This is a genomic window from Falsiroseomonas oleicola (genome assembly GCF_019029495.1).
Lineage (GTDB): Bacteria > Pseudomonadota > Alphaproteobacteria > Acetobacterales > Acetobacteraceae > Falsiroseomonas > Falsiroseomonas oleicola.
Genome location: NZ_JAERQM010000001.1, coordinates 375,006 through 389,461 on the forward strand (window position 1 = coordinate 375,006; position 14,456 = coordinate 389,461).

Genomic DNA, 14,456 nt, shown 5'->3' on the forward strand with positions numbered 1-14,456 from the left:
TCAATCCGCCGCCAGCTTTCCCACAGCCCCCTCCTCCGCGATGATCCGCAGGAAGCCGTCGCGGGTCTGCGGCAGCTTGCGGCCCAGGATCTGCTCCGCCACCTGGGTACGCAGCACCTGGGCGGTGCCGCCGGCGATGGCGAACATCCGGGCGTCGCGCAGGTAGCGCTCCATCGGATTGTCCTTGGAATAGCCCGCCGCGCCCCAGACCTGCAGAGCGCCATTGGTCACGCGGATCGCCATTTCACTGGCAAAAACCTTGGCCTGGGCGGCGGCCAGGCGGTCCGGGAAGCCGGCCGGGCCGGCGCTGCGGGCGGCGCGATGGACCAAAGCGCGGGCGGCCTCCACCTCGATCGACATATCGGCCAGCATCCAGCCGAGCCCCTGGAACTCCGCGATCGGGCGGCCGAACTGGCTGCGGGCATTGGCGCGGCCGACCGCATGTTCATAGGCGCCGGCGGCGAGGCCGAGCGCCACGGTGGCCGCGCCGACGCGCTGCCCGTTATAGGCATCGATCAGCCGCCCGAAGCCGCGCTGCCAGCCGCCAGGTGCGCGCAGCACCATGTCGTCCGCCACTTCCAACTCGGAAAATTCCAGCTCCGCCTCCGGCATACCGCAGAGGCCGAGGGAGGGGATTCGCCGGGACACGATCAGCCCTTCCGGCTTGCCGGCCTCATCCCGCACCACCAGGAAGCCACCGATGCCCTTGAAGGCGCCGTCCTCCACCACCCGGGCAAAGATCAGATGCAGGCGGGAGACGCCGCCACCGGTGATCCAGGTCTTGCGGCCATTGATGATCCAACGGTCGCCGCGCCGCTCCGCCGTCGTCGCCATCTCCGTCGCGGCGGAGCCGGCCTCGGGCTCGGTGATGCAGATGGCGGGCTTGTCGCCGGCCAGGACCAGCCCGGCGGCCAGCTTCTTCTGCGCCTCCGTGCCATAGGCCATGATGGCGCCGACCGCGCCCATGTTGGCCTCTACCGCGATGCGGCCGCAGACCGCGCAGGCCTTGGAGAATTCCTCCACCACCAGCGCGGCGTCGAGCACGGAACCGCCGGGGCCGCCCCATTCCTTCGGGATGGTCAGGCCGGTGAAGCCGGCCTCCGCCATCTTGCGGACCATCAGCCAGGGGTACTGGCCGCTGCGGTCGGTCTCCGCCGCCTGGGCCGCGGCCTCCTGCGCCAGTTCGCGGGCGCGGTCGCGCAGGGCGCGTTGTTCCTGGGTCAGCCCGTCGGTGCTGCTCATCATGCCAGCCTTTCCTCGATGGCCTCGGCCGCCTGCCGGTCCAGCCCGAGCGACTTGCCCAGACGGTCCAGCCAGGCGCGCTCCGGCGCGGTGATATCGCCCATCGCCGCCACCGCGGCGGCATAGATCCGCGCCCGCAGCATCGGGTCACCGGCCTGCTGGGCCAGCGCCTCCGGCGTCAGCGGCGCGTCGAAATCGGCCAGGATGAAGTCGCGTTCCTCGGCGCTGAGGCCGGCGCCGTCGAGTTGGCCGGCGATGGCCTGGCGTTCGGCGGCATCGATGGTGCCGTCCGCCTTGGCGGCGGCGACCATGGCGCGGATCATCAGCACCGCTTCCGCCGTCTCCACCACGGGTGCTTCCGGCTCGGGCGCGGCGGGAGGGCTGTAGGGGCTGGCGGTCCATTCCGGCAGGCGGGCGGAACGGGTGGGGGGCGGGGCGTTGGCGGCGCTGCGACGGCGCACGGGCGCCGGGGCGGGCGTGGGCTGGCCACCGCGCGTCATCGCTTCGATCGCCACCGTGGCCAGCCGCGCCAGATCGCGGGCCAGGGTCACCTGGCCGCCGCCGGTCAATCCGCTGCGTCGCGGCCGGCGGCGCGGCGATCGCGTGGCGCCGTTCAGCAACGCGCCCAGAACGCGGTTCCAATTCATGGCTCGACTCCCCCTGCCATCCTTAAGCCGGACAGCGGCGGTTGGGAACCGTCAGCGCCCCAGCAGGCCGCGCAACAGATCGGCCGCATTGGGCGCCCTTTGCGGCGCCTGCTGGTTCGGCGCCTCCGCCTCCGGCGCCGCCGGCGCGCCCTGCACCGTGGGCGCCGGGCCGGCCGCGCCACCCCGCGCGGCGGCCAAGGCGGGCGCGCATTCGCCCTGCACGCCGGCGGGCGCGCCGCGATTGCCGGCATTGCCGAGGATTTCCGCCAGGGCCTGCAGGGACCGGTCCGGCGTTTCCTGCTGCGACAGGAAGGCGCCGAGGCCGGCGGCCGCTGCGGCGGTGGGCTCCACGCCGACGCGGGGCGCGTTCCAGCGCCCGGCGACATTCACCGGGGCACGCAAGGCGATGCGCGGGGTGCGCAGATCGGTCTGCAAACGCACCGCCAGGGTTTCGTCGCGCATGTCGATCTGCCCGGTGCCGCCGAGCCGGCCGAGGCCGCCCTCGGCATAGAGCGTCTCCAGCCGCAGCACGCCGCCGCTGGCGGGCGCCCGCAAAGCGAAGCAGCGCAGCGGGATATCCGCATTGCCCGCCGGCAGCACCGCGCCGAGCACCTGCTGCGGCAAGGCCCGCAACAGGCTGCGCGGCACAGCGCCATCGACCAGCGCCAGGCCCAGATGGCCGGAGGCCGTGGCCGCCACGGCGCGCAGGTCCCCCCCCTGCCCGGCCAGATCGGCATCGAGCTGCGCCCGGCCGATCAGCAGCGGGTCCCGCCCCGCGGCGCGCGACAGGGCCGCAAGGTCGAGACCCGGCGACTTCGCCACCACGCGCAGGCGCGGCGGGGTCTGGGTGGCATCGGCCTCCACCTCCAGCGCTAGCGGCCCGGCCGGGGTGGTGGCGTTCAGCGGCGCGATCCGCGCCTTGCCGCCGGCCAGCACCAGCCGCGCCGAGACCTGGCGCCAATCCTGGCCACCGGCCCGCATGGCCGGTGCCGTCATCCGCAGATCGGCGTCGAAGCCGCGCAGCGCGGCGAAGGGCAGCGGCGTGGCCGGGATCATGCGGTTGTCGGTCGGGGCCGCGGGCGCCGGGGCCGGCGTCGCAGGCGCCGCCGGGGCAGCGGCCGGCGGCGGGGCGCGCAGCGCATCCAGGTCGAGCCGGGCGAAGGTGAGCTGCCCCGTGACATTCACCCGCGAACCGGCCGCCAGCGCCAGATCGCCCCGCGCTTCCGCCGCCGGGATCGCCAGACGCAGCCCGGTGACGCGGGCGCCACCGGCCATGCCAGGCCCGGGCAGGGCAAAGCGCCCGGTAAGGCTGCCGGCGCCCGCCACGCCATAGGGCGAAAGGTCCGTGGCCTGGACCGTCAGCGCCAGGTCGATGCCGCGCAGCGCGCGCGGATCGGCGATGCGGCCCTGCGCCGTGCCGGTCACGCTCGGCCCCTCGATCCGCAGGTCCAGCGGCAGCGGGCCGCTGGCGCCGGCCAGCAGCAAGGCGGGCGTGCCGGCGGTGCCGGTGGCGCGCAGGGTCTGGCCCTCGACGGTCGCCTCGGCCTCCAGCGTGATCGGCGCCTCCAGCCCCGGCGCGGTGGCCGAGGCGCGGCGTAGCGCGAGGCCCGGGCGATAGGCGGCGAGGTCGGCCGCCCCCAGCGTCACCCGCAGGTCGCGCACGACGGCGACAGCGCCGCCCGTGCCGGAGGCAGCCGCCGCCGCCGTCACATCCCGCAGCGGCGGCAGCGCGACACCGGGCAGCAGGGGGGCGAGGCGGGCCAGATCGGGGATGGTCGCCGTCGCGGTGCCTTCCCAGGCCTGGCCCGTCAGATTGCCTTCCAGTTGCAGCGCCGCGCCCTGCACGCCGAGCGTCGCGGCGACGGGCCAGGCGGCGCCGGCACCGAAGGCCGCCAGCCCGCCGGTCTCGGCCTGAAGCGTCATGGCCTGGCCACGCAGCGCGATCTCGCCCTCGGCGCTGATCGCGCCATTGAGCGGTGCCTCGGCCTCCAGCCGCGCGATCTCCATGGTCTCGGCGAGGCCGCTGCGGGCATCGTTCCAATGGATGCGGCTGCGCGTCAGCAGCAGGGCATCGATGCCCAGCGCCAGCGCCTGCCGCGCGCCTTCCTCCGGCGTGGTGGGGGCGACGGTGGTGCCGGCGGAGCGGGCAAAAACCCAGTTGCCGCGGCCCTGGGCATCCACCTCCAGCCGCAGCTCCGCGCCCTCCACCTCGATGCGGGAGATGCGGATTTCGCGGGAGAGCAGCGGCAGCAATTCGGCCTGCACCTGGACGCGCTCGGCGGTCAGCATGCGCGGCTGGCTGCTGCCCTCCGCATTGGCCAGCGCGACGTCGCGCAATTCCACCGTCGGCACCAGCGACCAGGCGAGGCGCATCTCGCCGGCCGTGAAGTCGCGGCCTGTGGCGCGCTCCACCTGGGCGAACAGCCGGGGCCGCAGCGATTCGGCATCCAGCAGCAGCATCGCGGCGCCGATGCCGACAACCGGCACGCCGATGACGACGGCGCCGGCAATCCAGGGCCAGCGACGGCGGCGGGGTGTCGGGCGGATAGGCGGGGGTGTTTCAGACATGGTTCCGATCTTGCCCCCCGTGAACCGCACCGCAACCCGCCGCCGGCTTCAACTCACCCGGCGCGGCTTGGGGGTGCGCGGTGCCTCGAAGCCCAGGAAGGCAAACGTTTCCTTCATGTGCTGGGGCAGCGGCGCCGCCACTTCCAGCCAGCCGCCGGCCGGATGCGGCAGGCGCAGGGCGCGGGCATGCAGGTGAAGCTGCGCCGGCAATCCGTCCATATGCGCGGCCTGGCCGCCATACTTGCCATCGGCCAGGATCGGGCAGCCCAGCGCCTCCGCCGCATGCACGCGAAGCTGGTGGGTGCGGCCCGTGCGGGGCTTCATCTCCAGCCAGGCGGCCTTGCGGCGCACCACGTCCAGCGTGCGGAATTCGGTGATGGCATGCACGCCGTCCTCGCCATGCTCGGCCGGCGCGGTGCGTTCGCCGCGCGGGCCGCCCTGGCGGATCAGGTCCATGTCGATGCGCCCGGCGGGCGGGCTCGGCTCGCCCAGCACCACGGCCCAGTAGGTCTTTTCCACATCGCGCGTGCGGAAGGCGGCGGCGAGCTTCGCCGCCGCGCCCACCGTGCGGGCCAGCACCAGCACGCCGGAGGTGTCACGGTCCAGCCGATGCACCAGCCGGGGGCGTTCCGCCGCATCCAGTTGCAGCGCGTCCAGCATCCCGTCCAGGTGTTTGGTGATGCCGGGGCCGCCCTGCACCGGCAGGCCATGCGGCTTGTCCAGCACCAGCACCTCCGCATCCTTGTGGATGATCAGGCGCAGCAGCGCCTTGGCGTCCCGCTCATCCACCGGCTTTGGCGCGCGCGGCAAGGCGGCGTTGGGGTTCTCGGTGAAGGGCGGGATGCGAACTTCCTGGCCGGCCAGCAGCCGCGTATTCGCCTCCGCCCGCTTGCCATCCACGCGGATCTGGCCGGTGCGCAGCATCTTCTGCACCGCCCCCTGGGTGAGCGCGGGCACATGGCGCTTGAGCCATCGATCGAGACGGGTGTCGCCCTCATCGGCGGCGACTTTTTTCAACTGCACGGTCATGCAACAGGCCATAGCACGGGATGGACAGGCGCGCAGGCGCTGGATAAAGGTCATTCAACTGACCTAAGCGGGGGGGAAATATGGGCGAGAGCCTCGACGCGATGGAGGATGGCGCCTTCCGCGCGCATGTCCGGGCCTGGATCGTGGCGAACTGCCCGCCGGAGCTCCGCCACCCGCAGCGCCGCCTGCATTGGCACGAAAACCGCCCCTGGTACCTGAAGCTGTCGGAACAGGGCTGGCTGGCCCCCGCCTGGCCGCGCGAACATGGCGGCCTCGGCCTCGGCGCAGCCAAGCAGCTCATCCTGATCGAGGAGCTGGAGCGCCACGGCGCGCCGCGCATCAGCGACATGGGCACGCTGATGCTCGGCCCGCTGCTCATCAAGCACGGCTCCCCGGCGCAGCAGGCGCATTTCCTGCCGCGTATCCTCTCCGGCGAGGATATCTGGGCGCAGGGCTATTCCGAGCCGAATGCGGGGTCGGACCTGGCCGCGCTGCGGTTGGAAGCCGTGGACCAGGGCGACCACTGGGTGCTGAACGGCCAGAAGACCTGGATCACCTTCGCCAACGACGCCAACTGGATTTTCGTGCTCGCCCGCACCGACAAGGCGGCGAAGAAGCAGGCCGGCATCTCCTTCCTGCTGATGCCGATGGACAGCCCGGGCATCAGCGTGCGCCCCATCCTGAACCTCGACCTGCATGACGAGTTCTGCGAGGTCTTCTTCGACAATGTCCGCGTGCCCAAGGACATGCTGGTCGGCGAGGTCAACAAGGGCTGGACCTATGCCAAGGCGCTGCTGGGTTTTGAGCGCATCGCCATCGGATCGCCCCGCCTCTCCGCCAACGCCCTGGCCGCGATGCAGCGGCTGGCGGCGGCGATGGGGCGGGCGGAGGACCCGGTGCTGCTCGACCGCATGGCCCGCTTCCGGCTGGACCTCGCCGATCTCAAGGCGCTGTATGAAAGCCACGTCGCGGCGCTGAAGCGGGGCGAAGAGCTGGGGCCCGACGCCTCCATCCTGAAGATCGTCGCCAGCGAGCTGTTCCAGCGCATCAGCGAGGCGATGCTGGAACTGGCCGGGGAGAATGCCGGGCTGCTGCACCCGATGCCCGGCCCGGCGCTGCATCCGGCGGGGCAATTCCTGCTGGCGCGGCCCTCGACCATCTTCGGCGGCTCCTCCGAAATTTTGCGAAATGTCCTGTCCCGCAGCCTTCTGGATCTTCCCGCATGAGCGCCCTTCCAAAAATCCGCGTGCTGGACATGACGCGCGTCTTCGCCGGCCCCTTCTGCGCGCAGATGCTCGGCGATTTCGGCGCGGAGGTGGTGAAGATCGAACAGCCCGGCGGCGGCGACGATGTGCGGCGCATGGGTTTTCGCAAGGTCGGCGAGGATGGGAAGCCGGTGGGCGAAACCTCCTCCTTCCTCGCGATGAACCGCAACAAGCGCTCCATCGCGCTGGATATCGCCAAGCCGGAAGGTGCGGCGCTGCTGCGCGCGATGGCGGCGCAGGCGGATGTCTTCATCGAGAACTTCAAGACCGGGGGCTTGCGCAAATACGGGCTGGATTTTGCCGCCCTGGCCGAGGTCAATCCCAAGCTGGTCTATTGCTCCATCACGGGTTTCGGCCAGACCGGCCCCTATGCCGCGCTGCCGGGCTACGACCCGATCTTCCAGGCGATGTCCGGGCTGATGAGCGTGACGGGCAATGCCGATGGGCAGCCGGGCGCGGGGCCGGCCGTGGTGGGCTACAGCGTCTCCGACATCAATGCCGGGCTCTATGCGACCATCGCCATCCTGGCGGCGCTGCATCACCGCGACACGGTCAGCGGCAAGGGCCAGCATATCGATCTGGCGCTGCTGGATGCGCAGGTGGCGGCGCATGCGCATATCGCCATGAACCACCTGGTCTCCGGCCGCATGCCGGTGCGGGCGGGCACCGCCTCCCAGATCAACACGCCCTGGCAGGCCTTTTCGACCGCCGACCGGCCGCTGATGGTGGCGGTGGGGAATGACCGGCAGTTCGCCAATCTCTGCCAGGTGCTGGGCGTGCCGGCCGATCCGCGCTTCGCCACCAATCCGCAGCGGATGGCGAACCGCGACGTGCTGCTGCCGCTGTTGCAGGACGCGTTCCTGAAGCGCGGCGCGCAGGACTGGATGGATGCGCTGAACGCCGTCGGCGTTTCCTCCGGCCCCATCAACGATTTCGGCGCGGTGGCGGAGGACCCGCAGATTCGCCACCGGGGCCTGTTCACCGAACTGCCGGATGGCGCGCCGACCATCGCCAATCCGGTGCGCTTTTCCGACACCCCGGTGCGCTACGAACGACCGCCGCCGGCCCTCGGCGCGCATACGGCGGAGGTGCTGGCCGAATGGCTCGGCACCGATGCGGCGGAGGCGGAACGCCTGAAGCAGGCGGGGGTCGTCGCATGAGCACGATCGAGATGATCCGCGACAGCGCCGCCGCCATCGCACCCCGCGGCGCCGATCTTTCCCGGGTTCGCGCCCTGCGCTTCACGCGGCCGGGCTTCGATCCCGCTGTGTGGCGCGAGATGGGGGAGATGGGCTGGATCGGGCTGCGCGTGGCGGAAGACGCCGGCGGCATCGGCCTCGGCATGGCGGAATATGTGGCGCTGGCGGAGGAGATGGGGCGAGAGCTGGTGCCGGAGCCGCTGGTGCAGGGCATCCTGGCCGCCGCCCTGCTGGAAGGCTGCGGCGATGCGGCGGGGCTGGCGGCGCTGCTGGAAGGCAAGGCCTTGCCGCTGACCGCGTGGCAGGAGACGCCGGATACGCTGGTGGCGCCGGGCTCGGCGCAGGCACCGCGCCTGTTCCTGCCCATGGCGGCGGGCGCTTCCGGCTTTCTGCTGCCGGTGCGGAAAGATGGCGGGATGGCGCTTCACGCCGCCGAGGGCACGCCCGAGATCGTCGAGACGCAGGATGGCGGCCATTACGGCACGCTACGCCCGGAACAGGGCGCGCGGCTCGGCACGCTGCCCGCCGGGCTGCTGGACCGCGCGCTGGATGAGGCCGCGCTGGCGACCGCCGCCATGCTGCTCGGCGTGATGGAGGGGGCCTTCGCGATGACGCTGGACTACCTCCGCACCCGGCAGCAATTCGGCAAGCCGATCGGCAGCTTCCAGGCACTGCAGCACCGCGCGGTGGATCTGAAAATCCAGATCGCTCTGACCCGCGCCAGCGTGGAGGCCGCGGCCGCGACGCTGGATGCCGGCGCAACGGAGGATGCGCGCCGCGCCGCCGTATCCCGCGCCAAGCATCGCGCGGCGGAAGCGGCGCTGCTGGTGACGCGGGAGGCGGTGCAGATGCACGGCGCCATCGGCTACACCGACGAATACGATGTCGGCCTGTATCTGCGGAAGGCGATGGTACTGGCCCATCAGTTCGGCAGCCCCAGCCTGCACCGCCGGCGCTACATCGCCTGCGCCGAGGCGGAGGTCTGAGCTACCGCCGCAGCATCCCATAGGCCAGGGCGAAGGCGCCGAGGCCGAGGACCAGCGTCGCCGCCAGATAGGCGGTGGCGAGCCAGGGATCACGCTCGAACAGGATCCCTGTCTCCAGGCTGAAGGCGGAGAAGGTGGTGAAGCCGCCAAGGACGCCCGTGACCAGCAACAGCCGCGCCTCCCCCTGCACGCCCAGCGCGGCGGCGATGCCGATACCGGCACTGCCGAGAATGTTCACCGCCAGCGTGCCCCAGGGAAAGCCGGCGCCGAACTGCATCACCGCGAGATGCGAGACGCCGTAGCGCAGGACGGAGCCGAGGGCGCCGCCGAGGGCGACGAGGAGGAAGGAGGTAAAGGACGGCATCGGCGCTACGGGCCCACGCCCAGAATCCAGCCTTCGCGGCTGGCGTGCGGGGGCAGTTCGCGCGGATGGAGGCGCTCGCGCCAAGCCTTCGGCAGGGCCGCAACCGCGACCAGCGCGTCCGTATCGTGATCCTTCACCGCCGGCGCGCCGATCAGGCTGGCACCATGATGATCGAGGACTTTCGGCAAATCAGCGAGAGACACCTTGGTGAGGCCGGCGAGCTTTCTCGGGATCGCCGTGCGCGGGAAGATTTCCACGACCACCAGTCGCACGCCCGGGGCCTCGACATCATCGAAGGGCCATACCGCCAAGGCAGGTCCGAGCACCTCGCGTAGTGCGTGCAACAGACGCATGCCGGCAAGTGCCTGCACGCCGGCTGGCTGTGAACTCAGGCGCAACGTGCTCCAGGGTTGGCCGAGTTTGGCGCGCTTGCAGGCCACCTCGGTCTCGCGCAGCAACAGTTGAACGTCAGGCTGGCTGGCCAGGGTGCCGCCGCGATGGAAACAGTGCCGCCACTGCGGTGCTTCCGACGAGGGCCTGCCATAGAAGTCCGGCGCTCCAGCAGCGGCCGCTTCCACGAAGGCCCAGAGGTTGGCAGTCGTGGCGCATGCGATCTGCTCCTGGATTGGCAGCGGCATCGCGAAAGGAAAGTCCAGCCCGGCCAGCGTCCGGCCTTCGCTGCGGGCGGCGCTTAGCAACAGGCTGAAAATGCCCCTCCGACTCCACCATGTCGGCCGCGTCGCTGTAGGCGCGGCCACAAGTTGGACCTGACCATTCTGCCTATGGGCGGCGACGGCGATGGAGCGCGTGTCCATCGCGCCGCTCCAGTCCACGGCGAGGATGCGCTCGAAGGTCTCGGTCATCCGGCCTTGCCCGGCCGCCGCTTCTTCCCCCGCAGCGCGTTCCACTCCCGCAGCCGCGCCGCCACCGCCGCTTCCGCCCCACGCTCCGTCGGGCTGTAGAAGCGCTGCTTCGTCATCCCTGGCGGCCAGTAGTCGGCCCCCGAAAAACCCTCCTCCGCGTCGTGGTCGTATTCATAGCCCTCGCCGTAGCCGAGCTCCTTCATCAGCTTTGTCGGCGCGTTCAGGATATTGGGCGGCGGCATCAGGCTGCCGGTTTCCTTCGCCGCGCGCATCGCCGCGCCAAAGCCCGCGTACAGCGCGTTGGATTTCGGCGCGGTGCCGAGATGCACCACAACCTGCGCCAATGCCAACTCGCCCTCCGGCGAGCCCAGCCGCTCATAGGCTTCCCACCCGGCGAGGGCGATCTGCAGCGCCCGTGGATCGGCCATGCCGACATCCTCACTCGCAAAACGCAGCAGCCGGCGGGCGATGTAGCGCGGGTCCTCGCCACCGGTCAGCATGCGCGCGAACCAGTAAAGCGCCGCATCGGGGTCGGAACCGCGCAGCGATTTGTGCAAGGCAGAGATGAGGTTGTAGTGCTCCTCCCGGTCCTTGTCGTAGAGCGCGGCGCGCTTGGCCAGCAGCGCGGCCAGGCCTTCCGGGTCCAGCGCCTCGCCGCCGGGCGGCAGGGCCAGAAGCTGTTCCACCATGTTCAGCAGGTAGCGGCCATCGCCATCGGCCATACCGGCCAGGCTTTCCCGCGCCGCCGGCGTCAGTGGCAGGCTGCGGGCTTCCTCGGCCTCGGCGCGGGCCATCAGATCGGCCAGCGCCGCCTCGTCCAGCCGCTTCAGCACCAGCACCTGGCAGCGCGACAGCAGCGCGCCGTTCAGGGCGAAGGAGGGGTTTTCCGTCGTCGCGCCCACCAGTGTCACCGTGCCGTCCTCGACGACAGGCAGAAACCCGTCCTGCTGGGCACGGTTGAAGCGGTGGATTTCGTCCACGAACAGCAGCGTGCCGCGCCCGTTGCGTCGGCGCATCCTGGCCTCGTCAAAGGCCCGTTTCAGATCCGCCACGCCGGAGAACACGGCGGAGAGCGCGACGAAGGACAGCCCCGCCGCCTCCGCCAGCAGCCGGGCGATGGTGGTCTTCCCCACCCCCGGCGGCCCCCAGAGGATGATGGACGAAAGACTGCCGCGCGCCAGCATGCCGGTGACGGTGCCTTCGGCCCCTACCAGATGGTCCTGCCCCACCACCTGGCCCAGGCTGCGCGGCCGCAGCCGGTCGGCCAGCGGGCGGGGGCCAGGGGGCGGGCCGGCGGGCGCCTCGGTTTCGGGACTTCCGAACAGATCGGGGGGGCGGTTCATCCTGTCATTCTAGCCCGATGCGGGGTGGCGGGAACGGGGCCGGCACGGCATGTTGCGCGCAAAGATCACGGAGGATCGTGCCATGACCACCCTCACCCGCCGGACCCTGTCCGCCGCACTGCTCGCCACGCCCTTTCTCGGTCGCGGCGCCGCGGCCCAGTGGTCCCCTTCCCGCCCCCTCCGCCTGCTGGCGCCCTATCCGCCCGGCGGCGGCGTGGACACCACCTCCCGCCTCCTGGCCGTGCCGATGGGTGCCTTCCTGGGCCAGCCGGTGATCGTGGAGAACCGGGCCGGCGCCGGCGGCTCGATCGCGGCGGCGGAACTCGCGCGCAGCGCGCCGGATGGCCAGACCATCATGATCGACGCGCTGGCGCATACCGTGAACCCGTCGCTGCTGCGCGGCCTGTCCTTCGACTACGCCACCGCCTTCACCCCGATCAGCCAGGTGGTGGTGCTGCCGCAATTGCTGGTGGTGAACCCGACCGTGGTGCCGGCGCGGACCCTGCCGGAATTCGTCGAATGGGCGAAGGCGCGGCAGGGCACCCTCTCCTTCGGCTCTTCCGGCAATGCCACGGCGGCGCATCTGGCCGCGGCGCTGTTCCTGAACCGCGCGGGGCTCGACATCCAGCATGTGCCTTATCGCGGCGGCACGCCCGCCTTGCAGGACCTGCTCGGTGGCGCCATCGCCTTCGTCTTCGGCACCGTCTCCTCCTCGCTCCAACTGGCACGGGATGGGCGCCTGCGGGCGCTGGCGGTGAGCACGGCCAGCCGCATCCCCAGCCTGCCGGATGTACCGACCATCGCCGAGCAGGGCTTCCCCGGCTATGAGCTGAATGAGTGGAACGGCCTCTACGCCCCGGCTGGCCTCGACCCCGCCGTGACGCAGCGGCTGTATGAGGCGGCCCGGCATGCGCTGGCCGACCAGACCGTCCGCGCGCGGCTGGACACGCTGGGCGCGCTGCCACTGGGCTCCAACCCCACCGATTTCGCCCGCTACGTGGCCGAGCAGCGGGAGACCATGAAGACCCTGGTGCGCGAGGCGAAGATCGAGGTGGGTTGACCATTTTCGCGCCTGCCCCGATCTGACGCCGAACCAAACAGGAGACGCCCCGATGCCCACCACCCGTCGCGCGCTGCTGGCCGCCGCCCCAGCCCTCGCCTTCGCCGGGGCCGCCGAGGCCCAGCCCGCCTGGCCGGCCCGGCCGATCCGGCTGATCGTGCCCTTTTCCGCTGGCGGTGCGGCGGACAGTGCGGCGCGAGTCATCACGCCGCATATGACGGAAAAGCTCGGCCAGAACTTCCTGGTGGAGAACCGCACAGGCGCCAGCGGCAGCCTGGGCGGGAATGAGGTGGCGCGGGCGACCGATGGCCATACCTTCCTGTGGGATGCCTCCTCCCACCTCGTGAACCCGGCGCTGCTGCCGCGCCTGCCCTTCGACTACGCCACCGCTTTCACGCCGATCAGCCTGGTGGTGACCTTCCCCTCCGCCGTCGCGGTGAAGAACGACTTCCCGGCACGGACGCTCGCGGAATTCGTCGCGGCGGCGAAGGCGCGGCCGGGCGCGGTCACCGTGGGCACGCAGGGCAATGCGACGGCAGGCCATCTCGGCCTGATCGCCTTCGCCCGCCGGGCGGGCATCGAGGTGATCCACGTGCCCTATCGCGGCGGCGCGGCCGCGGCGCAGGACCTGGCGGGCGGCGCGATCGACGCGGTCTTCACCACGCTGGTCTCCGCCGGGCCGGTGGTGGATGGCGGCCGGGCGCGCTTCCTGGCCGTCGGCACGGCAGAGCGGGTGGAAAGCCGGCCGGATGTGCCGACCATCGCCGAAAGCGGCTTTGCGGGCTTCGAATCCAACGAATGGGCCGGTCTGTTCGGCCCCGCCGGCACGCCGCCCGCCGTGGTGCAGGCGATGTCGGACGCGCTGGTCAGTGCCGTGGCCGTGCCCAGCATCCGGCAAAGGCTGATCCAGATCGGTTGCGTCCCGCTGGCCACCCGGCCGGACGATTTCGCCCGCTTCGTGCGGGAGGGACGCGAGGCCATGGCGACCCTGGTGCGCGAGGCGAATATCCGCGCCGAGTGACCCCCTCCTCCAACCGCCACCTTGCCGGCATCCTTCTGATGTCGGTGGCGGTGCTCGGCTTTTCGCTGAACGACGTGCTTGGCAAATGGCTGGTCGCCACCTATGCGGTGGCACAGGTGCTGGTGCTGCGCAGCCTGGCGGCGCTGCTGATCCTGGCGCCGATGATCGCGCGGGAAGGCCCGGTGCGGCTGCTGCGCCCGCCCCGCCCCGGGCTGCAATGGCTGCGCGTGGCCTGCGGCACGCTGGAGGTCACGGCCTTCTACTGGGCCGTCTCCATGATGCCGCTGGCCGATACCATGGCTTTCTGGATGGCCACGCCGATCTTCGTCGCCCTGGCCTCCGCCCTGTTGCTGAAGGAAAGGCTGGAGCCCGCCCGGCTGGCCGCCGTGCTGCTGGGCTTCGTCGGCGTCGTGGTGGCGCTGGGCGCGGGGCTGGACCATGGCTGGCTGCCGACGCTGGTCGCGCTGGGCGGCATGATGCTCTATTCGGGCTATCTGCTGGCCACGCGCGAATTGCGCGGCACCTCCGCCACCGTGCTCGCCACCTACCAGATGGGCGCGGCGCTGGTGCTGGGGCTGGTGCTGGCGCCCTTCGGCTGGGTGCCGGTGGCCTGGGGGGATGCGCTGCTGCTGATGCTGCTGGGCGTGGTGGGGGTGGCGGCGCATCTGGCCGTCACACATTCCCTGGCGCTGGCCCCGGCGCCGGTGGTGGTGCCCTGGCAATATGCCATGATCCTCTGGGCCATCCTGTTCGGCTGGCTGTTCTTCGACGAGGTGCCGGAGCCGGGCATGCTGGTGGGCGTCGCCATCATCATCGCCGCCGGCTTCTGGCTGACGCGGCTGGAGTTGCGGGGGACCCGCCGGGGATGA

13 protein-coding genes are annotated in these 14,456 nt (G+C 71.5%); 6 read left to right on the forward strand and 7 right to left on the reverse strand.

Annotated elements, in window-relative coordinates; all coding sequences use genetic code 11:
* From acdA to JJQ90_RS01855, 4 genes are read right to left on the reverse strand one after another with little or no spacing between them, the layout of a single operon-like run.
* The gene (acdA, locus tag JJQ90_RS01840; protein WP_230410302.1) at nt 1-1,245 is read right to left on the reverse strand and encodes a 3-sulfinopropanoyl-CoA desulfinase; all 1,245 of its coding nucleotides are present in this window, start codon (nt 1,243-1,245) and stop codon (nt 1-3) included.
* The gene (locus tag JJQ90_RS01845) at nt 1,242-1,889 is read right to left on the reverse strand and encodes a DUF533 domain-containing protein (protein ID WP_216872760.1); all 648 of its coding nucleotides are present in this window, start codon (nt 1,887-1,889) and stop codon (nt 1,242-1,244) included. The genes acdA and JJQ90_RS01845 overlap by 4 nt, the downstream gene beginning before the upstream one ends.
* A 51-nt stretch (nt 1,890-1,940) precedes the next feature.
* Nucleotides 1,941-4,457 (reverse strand): AsmA family protein, encoded by a 2,517-nt coding sequence (locus JJQ90_RS01850; protein ID WP_216872761.1) that lies wholly within the window; start codon nt 4,455-4,457, stop codon nt 1,941-1,943.
* Nucleotides 4,458-4,505: 48 nt separating this feature from the next.
* Nucleotides 4,506-5,486, reverse strand: coding sequence for an RluA family pseudouridine synthase (locus JJQ90_RS01855; RefSeq protein ID WP_216872762.1), 981 nt, complete (start codon nt 5,484-5,486; stop codon nt 4,506-4,508).
* 80 nt (nt 5,487-5,566) lie between these two features.
* Here JJQ90_RS01855 and JJQ90_RS01860 point away from each other — a divergent pair, with 80 nt between their 5' ends.
* Genes JJQ90_RS01860 through JJQ90_RS01870 form a run of 3 tightly spaced genes read left to right on the forward strand, consistent with a single transcriptional unit; the run spans nt 5,567 to nt 8,936 of the window.
* The gene (locus JJQ90_RS01860; RefSeq protein ID WP_216872763.1) at nt 5,567-6,712 is read left to right on the forward strand and encodes an acyl-CoA dehydrogenase family protein; all 1,146 of its coding nucleotides are present in this window, start codon (nt 5,567-5,569) and stop codon (nt 6,710-6,712) included.
* Nucleotides 6,709-7,911, forward strand: coding sequence for a CaiB/BaiF CoA transferase family protein (locus JJQ90_RS01865; RefSeq protein WP_216872764.1), 1,203 nt, complete (start codon nt 6,709-6,711; stop codon nt 7,909-7,911). The genes JJQ90_RS01860 and JJQ90_RS01865 overlap by 4 nt, the downstream gene beginning before the upstream one ends.
* Complete coding sequence (locus JJQ90_RS01870; protein ID WP_216872765.1) at nt 7,908-8,936, forward strand: acyl-CoA dehydrogenase family protein; 1,029 nt, start codon at nt 7,908-7,910, stop codon at nt 8,934-8,936. Before JJQ90_RS01865 ends, JJQ90_RS01870 begins: the two co-directional genes overlap by 4 nt.
* Nucleotide 8,937: 1 nt before the next feature.
* On the opposite strand, the gene JJQ90_RS01875 is transcribed toward JJQ90_RS01870, so the two are convergent.
* From JJQ90_RS01875 to JJQ90_RS01885, 3 genes are read right to left on the reverse strand one after another with little or no spacing between them, the layout of a single operon-like run.
* Complete coding sequence (locus JJQ90_RS01875; RefSeq protein WP_216872766.1) at nt 8,938-9,300, reverse strand: fluoride efflux transporter FluC; 363 nt, start codon at nt 9,298-9,300, stop codon at nt 8,938-8,940.
* Nucleotides 9,301-9,305: 5 nt separating this feature from the next.
* The gene (locus tag JJQ90_RS01880) at nt 9,306-10,163 is read right to left on the reverse strand and encodes a hypothetical protein (protein WP_216872767.1); all 858 of its coding nucleotides are present in this window, start codon (nt 10,161-10,163) and stop codon (nt 9,306-9,308) included.
* A complete protein-coding gene (locus tag JJQ90_RS01885) occupies nt 10,160-11,506 on the reverse strand; it encodes a replication-associated recombination protein A (protein ID WP_216872768.1) in 1,347 nt (448 codons plus the stop codon). Before JJQ90_RS01885 ends, JJQ90_RS01880 begins: the two co-directional genes overlap by 4 nt.
* Before the next feature lie 82 nt (nt 11,507-11,588).
* Between JJQ90_RS01885 and JJQ90_RS01890 the strand changes: the two genes are divergently transcribed.
* The 3 genes from JJQ90_RS01890 to JJQ90_RS01900 are packed head-to-tail and all read left to right on the forward strand — an operon-like array spanning nt 11,589 to nt 14,456.
* Nucleotides 11,589-12,566: a Bug family tripartite tricarboxylate transporter substrate binding protein gene (locus tag JJQ90_RS01890; protein WP_216872769.1), complete on the forward strand. Its 978-nt coding sequence runs from the start codon at nt 11,589-11,591 to the stop codon at nt 12,564-12,566.
* Nucleotides 12,567-12,618: 52 nt separating this feature from the next.
* Nucleotides 12,619-13,587, forward strand: a complete 969-nt coding sequence (locus tag JJQ90_RS01895; RefSeq protein WP_216872770.1) for a Bug family tripartite tricarboxylate transporter substrate binding protein — start codon at nt 12,619-12,621, stop codon at nt 13,585-13,587.
* Nucleotides 13,584-14,456: a DMT family transporter gene (locus JJQ90_RS01900; RefSeq protein ID WP_216872771.1), complete on the forward strand. Its 873-nt coding sequence runs from the start codon at nt 13,584-13,586 to the stop codon at nt 14,454-14,456. The genes JJQ90_RS01895 and JJQ90_RS01900 overlap by 4 nt, the downstream gene beginning before the upstream one ends.

Coding starts and splice junctions, on each gene's coding strand:
- acdA (WP_230410302.1), bottom strand. CDS start 1,245: ATGATGAGCAGCACCGACGGGCTGACCCAGGAACAACGCGCCCTGCGC.
- JJQ90_RS01845 (WP_216872760.1), bottom strand. CDS start 1,889: ATGAATTGGAACCGCGTTCTGGGCGCGTTGCTGAACGGCGCCACGCGA.
- JJQ90_RS01850 (WP_216872761.1), bottom strand. CDS start 4,457: ATGTCTGAAACACCCCCGCCTATCCGCCCGACACCCCGCCGCCGTCGC.
- JJQ90_RS01855 (WP_216872762.1), bottom strand. CDS start 5,486: ATGACCGTGCAGTTGAAAAAAGTCGCCGCCGATGAGGGCGACACCCGT.
- JJQ90_RS01860 (WP_216872763.1), top strand. CDS start 5,567: ATGGGCGAGAGCCTCGACGCGATGGAGGATGGCGCCTTCCGCGCGCAT.
- JJQ90_RS01865 (WP_216872764.1), top strand. CDS start 6,709: ATGAGCGCCCTTCCAAAAATCCGCGTGCTGGACATGACGCGCGTCTTC.
- JJQ90_RS01870 (WP_216872765.1), top strand. CDS start 7,908: ATGAGCACGATCGAGATGATCCGCGACAGCGCCGCCGCCATCGCACCC.
- JJQ90_RS01875 (WP_216872766.1), bottom strand. CDS start 9,300: ATGCCGTCCTTTACCTCCTTCCTCCTCGTCGCCCTCGGCGGCGCCCTC.
- JJQ90_RS01880 (WP_216872767.1), bottom strand. CDS start 10,163: ATGACCGAGACCTTCGAGCGCATCCTCGCCGTGGACTGGAGCGGCGCG.
- JJQ90_RS01885 (WP_216872768.1), bottom strand. CDS start 11,506: ATGAACCGCCCCCCCGATCTGTTCGGAAGTCCCGAAACCGAGGCGCCC.
- JJQ90_RS01890 (WP_216872769.1), top strand. CDS start 11,589: ATGACCACCCTCACCCGCCGGACCCTGTCCGCCGCACTGCTCGCCACG.
- JJQ90_RS01895 (WP_216872770.1), top strand. CDS start 12,619: ATGCCCACCACCCGTCGCGCGCTGCTGGCCGCCGCCCCAGCCCTCGCC.